The sequence below is a fragment of the Streptomyces sp. NPDC059524 genome (genome assembly GCF_042749255.1).
Lineage (GTDB): Bacteria > Actinomycetota > Actinomycetes > Streptomycetales > Streptomycetaceae > Streptomyces > Streptomyces xanthii.
On sequence record NZ_JBHYTK010000088.1, the window covers coordinates 26,171 to 33,262 of the forward strand.

The 7,092-nt window shown below is 73.0% G+C and carries 4 protein-coding genes; 3 read left to right on the forward strand and 1 reads right to left on the reverse strand.

Annotated elements, in window-relative coordinates:
• Positions 1 to 107: 107 nt before the first annotated feature.
• Together ACFW9D_RS23540 and ACFW9D_RS23545 are read left to right on the forward strand one after the other, a co-directional pair.
• A complete protein-coding gene (locus tag ACFW9D_RS23540; RefSeq protein WP_384624439.1) occupies positions 108 to 1,532 on the forward strand; it encodes a protein phosphatase 2C domain-containing protein in 1,425 nt (474 codons plus the stop codon).
• 91 nt (positions 1,533 to 1,623) lie between these two features.
• Positions 1,624 to 3,369, forward strand: coding sequence for a pyruvate dehydrogenase (locus ACFW9D_RS23545; protein WP_384624441.1), 1,746 nt, complete (start codon positions 1,624 to 1,626; stop codon positions 3,367 to 3,369).
• Positions 3,370 to 3,375: 6 nt separating this feature from the next.
• Here ACFW9D_RS23545 and ACFW9D_RS23550 read toward each other — a convergent pair whose 3' ends face one another.
• Positions 3,376 to 6,438: an alpha-mannosidase gene (locus ACFW9D_RS23550; protein ID WP_384624443.1), complete on the reverse strand. Its 3,063-nt coding sequence runs from the start codon at positions 6,436 to 6,438 to the stop codon at positions 3,376 to 3,378.
• Between the two features lie 225 nt (positions 6,439 to 6,663).
• On the opposite strand from ACFW9D_RS23550, the gene ACFW9D_RS23555 reads away from it, so the two are divergent.
• Positions 6,664 to 7,092: ATP-binding protein (locus tag ACFW9D_RS23555; protein ID WP_384624445.1), on the forward strand; the 429-nt coding region annotated here is incomplete at its 3' end.

Here is a 7,092-nt window from a genome sequence, read left to right on the forward strand (position 1 = left end):
GCCGGGCGTCCCTCCCGTGGGGGGTGGGGCCGCCCCGGCGGGCCCATTTTTGGGGGCAGTTTGGGGTGGGGCCTTTTCGTACGCCCCGTGCTGTGGACAATAAGGGCATGAGTCAGCAGGGGGACAGGCCCACCGGTCGACCGCTCCAGGAGGACGACTGGTGGGGGCAGTTGTACGAGAACGAGCGCGCCGCCGACGACACCGGCCCCACCCCGGCGGCCGACACCCTCGACGACCGCTTCGCCTCGGCCGGCGCGCTCTCGAAGTCGCCGCCGGGCGAGACCGGGGAGCCGGAGGAGCGCGTCCCCGAAGCGGGCGGCTTCGGAGTCCGCACCTTCGTGCCCGGCCCGGTCCCGCCGCCCCGTGCCGTGAGGGAGGGGGCGCAGGCGGCGGAGGCGGCGGCGGAAGCGCCTGCCGCCGAACCCGAACGCGAGCCCGAAACCGGGCCCGTCGCGGTCGATCCCGAGCCCGTCGCTGTCGAACCCCAGCCCGTCGCCGTCGAGCCCGAGCCCGCCGCACCCGACCCCGTCGCACCCGCACCCGTACCCGCACCCGACCCCGCCCCGATCGCCTACGTCGGGGACGGCCCGCCCACCTACGACGCCGAGCCCACCGCGCTGCCCGCCGCCGACCCCGAGGACCTCGACGACCTCGTCGCCGACACCGTGCTCGACGGCGCCCGCTACGGGACCTGCACCCTGCGGGCCGTCTCCGTGCGCGGGGACTCCGCCCGCTACCGGGGCGAGCCGAGACGGGACAGCCTGCTCACCGCGCGGTTCGGCAGCGGGGCCGGGGCGCTGATCCTCGTCGCCATGGCCACCGGCACCCGCGCCGCCCCGGGCGCGCACCGCGCCGCCGCCGAGGCCGTCGACTGGATCGGGCGGGCCGTCGGGCTCAGCCACGCCCGGCTCGCCGACGACATCCGCACCGGACGCCGCGGCGACCTCAAGTCGGGCCTGCACCGGCTCACCGACCGCAGCCTCGGCAGGCTGCGGGCCGGCGCCGCCGAGCAGGGCCTGGACCCCGACGCGTACTCCGCGACCCTGCGCTGCCTGCTCGTCCCCGCCGACCCCCGCTGCCGCACCCGCGTCTTCTTCGGGGTGGGCGGCGGCGGCCTGTTCCGGCTGCGCGACGGCGACTGGCAGGACATCGAGCCGAGCGTCGCCGAACAGCGCACCGGCGCCCCCGTCGTCGGGTTCGGGGCGGCGCCCCCGGAAGCGACCCCCGAGGGCGACCGGCTCACCATGGACCTCGGCATCACCACCCCGCCCAGCCCCTACGAACCGGCACCCGAGCCACCCCGCGACCCCTTCCTGTTCCGCGCCTCCGTCGCCCGACCGGGTGACACCCTGCTGCTGTGCTCCGCCGGCCTCGCCGAACCGCTGCGCGGCGAGCCCGGACTGGCCCGCCATCTCGCGGGCCGCTGGGCGCACGACGAGCCGCCGGGCCTCACCGCGTTCCTCGCCGACACCCAGGTCCGGGTGAAGGGATACGCCGACGACCGCACCGCCGCGGCCGTCTGGGAGGCGTGACCGGGAGGCGGGACGGCGCCCCGTGTGCCTCCATGGAACCTGGACAGAAGCGGGCATACAGCGATCTGGGTTCCGAAGGGGCGCGTGAGTCATGGCCAAGCAGAACGTCGCCGAGCAGTTCGTCGACATCCTCGTCCGCGCGGGCGTCGAGCGCATGTACGGAGTCGTCGGCGACAGCCTGAACCCGGTCGTCGACGCCATCCGCCGCAACAGCGCCATCGACTGGATCCACGTGCGGCACGAGGAGACCGCCGCGTTCGCGGCCGGCGCGGAGGCGCAGATCACCGGCAGGATGACCGCCTGCGCCGGCTCCTGCGGGCCCGGCAACCTGCACCTCATCAACGGCCTGTACGACGCGCACCGCTCGATGGCCCCCGTCCTGGCGCTCGCCTCGCACATCCCCTCCAGTGAGATCGGCCTCGGCTACTTCCAGGAGACCCACCCCGACCGGCTCTTCCAGGAGTGCTCGCACTACAGCGAGATGATCTCCAGCCCGAAGCAGATGCCGCGCGTGCTCCAGACCGCCATCCAGCACGCGGTCGGCCAGTCGGGCGTCAGCGTCGTCACCCTGCCGGGCGACGTCGCGGACCAGCCGGCGCCGGAGCGGTCCGTCGAGACCGCGATCGTCACCTCGCGGCCCACCATCCGCCCCGGCGACGCCGAGATCGACAAGCTCGTCGAGATGATCGACGAGGCGGAGAAGGTCACCCTGTTCTGCGGCAGCGGCACCGCGGGCGCGCACGCCGAGGTCATGGAGTTCGCCGAGAAGATCAAGTCCCCGGTCGGCCACGCGCTGCGCGGCAAGGAGTGGATCCAGTACGACAACCCGTACGACGTCGGCATGAGCGGTCTGCTCGGCTACGGCGCCGCCTACGAGGCCACCCACGAGTGCGACCTGCTGATCCTGCTCGGCACCGACTTCCCCTACAACGCGTTCCTGCCGCAGAAGGACGTCAAGATCGTCCAGGTCGACGTACGGCCCGAGCACCTCGGCCGCCGCTCCACCCTCGACCTCGCCGTGTGGGGCGACGTTCGCGAGACGCTGCGCTGCCTCGTCCCGCGCGTGAAGCCGAAGGAGAACCGGCGCTTCCTCGACAAGATGCTGAAGAAGCACGCCGACCACCTCGAAGGCGTCATCAAGGCCTACACCCGAAAGGTCGAGAAGCACGTCCCGATCCACCCCGAGTACGTGGCCTCCGTCCTCGACGAACTCGCCGCCGAGGACGCCGTGTTCACCGTCGACACCGGCATGTGCAACGTGTGGGCCGCCCGCTACATCTCGCCCAACGGCCGCCGCCGCGTCATCGGCTCCTTCTCGCACGGCTCGATGGCGAACGCGCTGCCGATGGCCATCGGCGCCCAGTTCACCGACCGCGGCCGCCAGGTGATCTCCATGTCCGGCGACGGCGGCTTCTCCATGCTGATGGGCGACTTCCTCACCCTCGTCCAGTACGACCTGCCCGTGAAGGTCGTCCTGTTCAACAACTCCTCCCTCGGCATGGTCGAGCTGGAGATGCTGGTGGCGGGGCTCCCGTCGTACGGCACCACGAACAAGAACCCCGACTTCGCCGCCGTCGCCCGCGCGGCCGGCGCCTACGGGGTCCGCGTCGAGAAGCCCAAGCAGCTCGCGGGCGCCCTGAAGGACGCCTTCAAGCACAAGGGCCCGGCGCTCGTCGACATCGTCACGGACCCGAACGCGCTGTCCATCCCGCCGAAGATCAGCGCCGAGATGGTCACCGGCTTCGCGCTGTCCGCCTCCAAGATCGTGCTCGACGGGGGAGTGGGCCGCATGGTGCAGATGGCCCGCTCCAACCTCCGCAACGTGCCCCGGCCCTGACCCACCTCACGCCGGCCGCAGCCGCAGCGTCAGGATCTGGAACGGCCGCAGGTCGAGCGTGAGCCCGCGGTCCGAGGTGGCGGCGGGCCGCAGCGGCCGTTCCAGCAGGTCCGTCTCGTCCGCGCCCGCCACCGGGAACGAGGCGGTCAGCGTGGCCGAGGCACGCCCGCCGCGCGACTCGTAGAGCCGTACGACCACATCCCCGCTCCGGTCCTCCGCGAGCTTGACCGACTCGATCGTCACCGCCGGGTCGTCGACCGACACCAGCGGCGCGAGCGCGGGCGCCGGCGCGACCCGCAGCGGCAGATTGAGCGCCAGCCCCTCCGCGACCGCGTCGCCCGTGCCCGCCCCCGGCAGCAGCGCGTACGTGAAGCGGTGCGTGCCGAGGTCCGTCTCCGGGTCGGGGCTGTGCGGGGCCCGCAGCAGCGTCAGCCGGACCGTGGTGCCGAGCCCCCGCTCGTGCGGGGTCCGCGTCACGTCGTGCCCGTACGTCGAGTCGTTGAGCAGCGCCACCCCGTAGCCGTCCTCCGCGACCCGCAGCCAGCGGTGCGCGCAGATCTCGTAACGGGCCGCGTCCCAGCCGGTGTTGGCGTGCGTCGCCCGGTGGACGTGGCCGAACTGGATCTCGGCGGCCGACCGCTCCGCGTGCACGTCCAGCGGGAACGCCGCCTTCAGGACCTTCTCCGACTCCTGCCAGTCCACGTCCGTGAGCACGTCGAGCCGCCCGCTGCCCGCCGCGAGCCGGTACTCCTGCGTGATCCGCGACGCCCCGAAGCTCCGCACCACCCGCACCGCGACCCGCAACGGCCCCTCCTCCACCAGCTCCACCGACTCGGCCTCGGTGAGATCGGTGCGGGTGTGCCGGTAGTGCGCGTCCAGGTCCCAGGCGTCGTACTGCGTCGGATGGTCGGGGTGCAGCTGGAGCAGGTTCCCGCGCGCGCCGGGCGCGAGGACCTCCCGGCCGCCGCGGTCCAGGTCCCGTACGGAGGCGAGCAGCCCGTCGCGGTCCACGGTGACCGTCAGATGCTCGTTGGCCAGGACGATCGCCCCGTCGTCGACCGTCGCCGCCGCGTGCGCGCCCGGCCCGTGCGGGGTCGTGGCGTCCGCGTCCAGCGGCCGCGCGCCGAGCCCGTCCACGTCCACCCGCACCAACTGCCCGTCGTACGCCACGACTTCACGGCGCGGATACGGTGACGCGTTCAGCACGGCGGGCCCGCCCCTGCCGAGCCGCCCCACCGCCCGCGCCGTGATCCCGTCCAGCTCCGTCAGCACCCGCGCGTACGTCTCCCGCGCCTCCCGGTGCACCCACGCGATCGAGGACCCGGGCAGGATGTCGTGGAACTGGTGCAGCAGCACCGTCTTCCAGATCCGGTCCAGATCCTCATAGGGATAGGCGTACGAGGGATCGCGCAGGGCGGCGGCCGCGCACCACAACTCCGCCTCCCGCAGCGCGTGTTCGGACCTCCGGTTGCCCTGCTTGGTCTTGGCCTGCGTCGTGTAGGTCGCGCGGTGCATCTCCAGATACAGCTCGCCGGACCACACCGGGGCCCGCTCCCCGTACTCGGCGTACGCGGCCTCGAAGAACGCGCCGGGCTTCTCGATCTCGACGCGCGGGGAGCCCTCCAGGGAGCGCAGCCGGCGCGCCTTCTCCAGCATCTCGCGGGTCGGACCGCCGCCGCCGTCGCCCCAGCCGAACGGCACGAGGGAGTGCGAGGCCGCGCCCTTCTCCGCGAAGTTCCGCTCCGCGTGGGCGAGTTCGGCCGCGTGGAACTGGGAGTTGTAGGTGTCCACCGGCGGGAAGTGGGTGAAGACGCGGGTGCCGTCGATGCCCTCCCACCAGAAGGTGTGGTGCGGCATCTTGTTCGTCTGGTTCCAGCTCAGCTTCTGCGTGAGGAACCACTTCGCGCCCGCGAGCCGCGCCAGCTGGGGGAACGCGGCCGTGTACCCGAAGGAGTCCGGCAGCCAGATCTCCTCCGTCTCGACGCCCAGCTCCTCCAGGAAGAACCGCTTGCCGTGGACCAGCTGCCGGGCCAGCGCCTCGCCGCCCGGCATGTTCGCGTCCGACTCCACCCACATCGAGCCGACCGGCGCCCAGTTGCCGTCCGCCACCGCCTTCTTGATCCGCTCCCAGATGTGCGGCTGGTGCTCCTTCACCCACGCGTACTGCTGGGCCTGCGAGCACGCGAAGACCAGCTCGGGGTAGTCGCGGGCCAGCGCCGTGACGTTGGCGAAGGTGCGGGACGCCTTGCGGACCGTCTCGCGCAGCGGCCACAGCCAGGCCGAGTCGATGTGCGCGTGCCCCGCCGCCGAGACCCGGTGGGCGCTCGCGTGCGCGGGCCGGGCCAGCACCTCGGCCAGCTCGGCGCGGGCGGCCGCCGCCGTGCCCGGCACGTCGTGCAGATCGAGCGCGTCGAGCATCCGCTCCAGGGCGCGCAGGATCTCGTGGCGGCGGGCCCGGTCCGGGTCCAGCTCGTGCATCAGCTCCGTGAGCACCTCGACGTCGAGCACCAGGTGCCACACGTTCTCGTCGAGGACCGCGAGATCGGCGGAGCGGAACCGGTACAGCGGCCGGTCGCCGGCCGTGCGCACGTCACCGAGGAACGTCGGCTCGAAATCGCGCAGGACCGCCGGATTGGCGGCCGCCTCCAGCAGCAGGTGCACCGGCTCGCCGCCCGCCGCCCGCTCGGCGACCGTCAGATGGCGGTTGCGCGGATGGATGCCCTTGAGGGGGACGCCCGAGGCGTCGTACAGCAGCCCTTCGGCCTGGAACCCGGGGCCGTCCCCGCTGAAGCCGGGGTCCACGACCACCTCGACGTGCCGCCCCGCCCACGCCTCGGGCACCTGACCGGACAGCCGGAACCAGCTCGTCGACCAGGGCCTGCCCCAGGCGGTGCCGGGCTCGAAGGGCGCGTACGTCCCCGCCAGCGCCTCGGCCACCGGGACCGGCTCACCGGGCGCGTGCCACACGCTCAGGGACAGCGGGACCTTGTCGCGGTACTGGGCCGGGCGCACGAACTGGCGCATCGCCCGCTCCAGGCGGCCTTCCACGAGGTGTCGGTCGTCGTGCACGGCGGCTCCTTCTTCCCGGTCTTCCCGATGTCCGGATCCTTCCCCGGGCTTCCCTACCCGGACGAAGTGGTGGACGAATCAACAAGAGTGCGGACAGGGCACATGGGCATGCATTGCGTGTACGCGTTCGAGAACAGACCGGGTGGGACGAGTCCAGAGCGAGGAAGGCACCGGGATCGGCGTGTGGGCGGGGGAATGGGACGGCAGGCACGAGGGGGCTCACCGGTGAGTGTCGGGAGCACCACGACGACAGCCAGACAGGACGCGAAATCCGCGGAGGAGGAGGAAGCGCACCAGCTCAGACGCACCCTGGGCCGGGCGGACCTGAAGGCCGTACCCGAGACCCGTCGGGCGGTGCGCGAACTGCTGCGGCACTGGGGCGATCCCGGACAGTCGGAGATCGCCGAGCTGCTGACCAGCGAACTCGTCACGAACGCACTGGTGCACACGGACCGCGAGGCGGAGATCACCGCGACCGTGCGGCCCGACGGGCTGCGGGTCGAGGTCAGGGACTACACGGGACGCAGGCCCGAACCGCGCGCACGGCCCGCCGACGACGGCACGCACGGCCGGGGCCTGTTCCTCGTGGAGTCGCTCGCCGACGCGTGGGGCGTGAGCGCGCCGGGCCCCGGCGATCCGGGCAAGGTCGTGTGG

Coding starts and splice junctions, on each gene's coding strand:
- ACFW9D_RS23540 (WP_384624439.1), top strand. CDS start 108: ATGAGTCAGCAGGGGGACAGGCCCACCGGTCGACCGCTCCAGGAGGAC.
- ACFW9D_RS23545 (WP_384624441.1), top strand. CDS start 1,624: ATGGCCAAGCAGAACGTCGCCGAGCAGTTCGTCGACATCCTCGTCCGC.